The following is a 1,088-nucleotide window of genomic DNA, read 5'->3' as shown; positions in this document are numbered from 1 at the left end:
TGAATTCATGAGATCCGCAGAATAGGGTTTTGATTTTTGCAATTCATCAAAGAATGGTAAAAAGACTCAAAAGATCAGTGTAATTTTAAACAAATTTGGATGATTTCGGCTCTGGAGGCAAATGAAATCCTGCCAGCATAAGCAGCATGTCTTTATTCAACCGTGTAAAAGAGAAGATCAGCTAGCAGAGCTGTTTTTCGGGAAAAAGATTCATAAAAGCGGACAGTCCGGGACTATGGCGACCAAAACGTAAAATAAATTGACGACCTCGCTCCAATAGTCGCGCTGACTGGTAAACCAGTTCCTGCATAACTGTCTTGATTCTTCGACGCTGTGCTTTGTGACGAATCGGTGAGTCTGGACCAATCAGGCAAGTTTGACCCATGTAACGCAAAATATTGTACGTCAATGCGCCCAGGCACATTACAAGGTCATTAGTATCAAACTTTCCGGAAGGCAATCTCTCAAGATCCATATCAGTCTTGAACTCACTGTGAAATTGTTCACTGGTCGCATGGTCTTCATAAAGCAATATCACATTATCATCGCTGTATTCAGCTTCATCCAGTGTCGTCCACCAACCCTCCAGCTCGTAGTCTGGTGTTAAAAAATACTGACCCACCGAGTCAGTAGTACGCTTGATGATACGGATAATAAGTCTTTGTTTACCATAATCGGTTTCATGGGAGATCGAGAGTGTCGCACTGGTTTTTCCAGGACGACGTTCATTCCACTGCACGCCTTTTGCCTCAAAGGCTGGCAGCCAGGCTGTAACGGTATATTGCTTACGTGGATTGAGTTTGATGATGTGATCTACATTGCTGTGATTTGCTACCTCTCTTCGAGTATCTTCTGCGTCATGTCCGCTGTCGAGTCTCAGTAATACTGGCGCTTGAGTAACACGACGGAGTCTGTGTAATACAGTGTTTAGAAAGGGCACGAAATCGTTCTGGGAATGTTGTGAGCCAGGACGAAGTTCAGCGCCTATACACCAGCCCTCTTTTCCCACATAAGACATAATAGGAGCAAAGCCATGGAAATGTTTGTATGTCCATTGCGAACCTTCTTTTTGGGTTCTGCTGTTATCC

General features: G+C 43.9%; 1 protein-coding gene. It reads right to left on the bottom strand.

Annotated features, from left to right (window positions below; genetic code table 11):
• Window positions 1–181: 181 nt before the first annotated feature.
• Window positions 182–1,088 (bottom strand): IS1380 family transposase (locus CWC28_RS21355; protein WP_138625757.1); only part of this gene is annotated, 907 nt, incomplete at its 5' end.

Origin of the sequence: Pseudoalteromonas sp. S4492 (assembly GCF_005886115.1) — a bacterium.
In the GTDB taxonomy this organism is placed as follows: Bacteria; Pseudomonadota; Gammaproteobacteria; order Enterobacterales; family Alteromonadaceae; genus Pseudoalteromonas; species Pseudoalteromonas gelatinilytica.
Note: the sequence above shows the minus strand (reverse complement) of the source record. Positions and strands in the feature narration are given on the sequence as shown.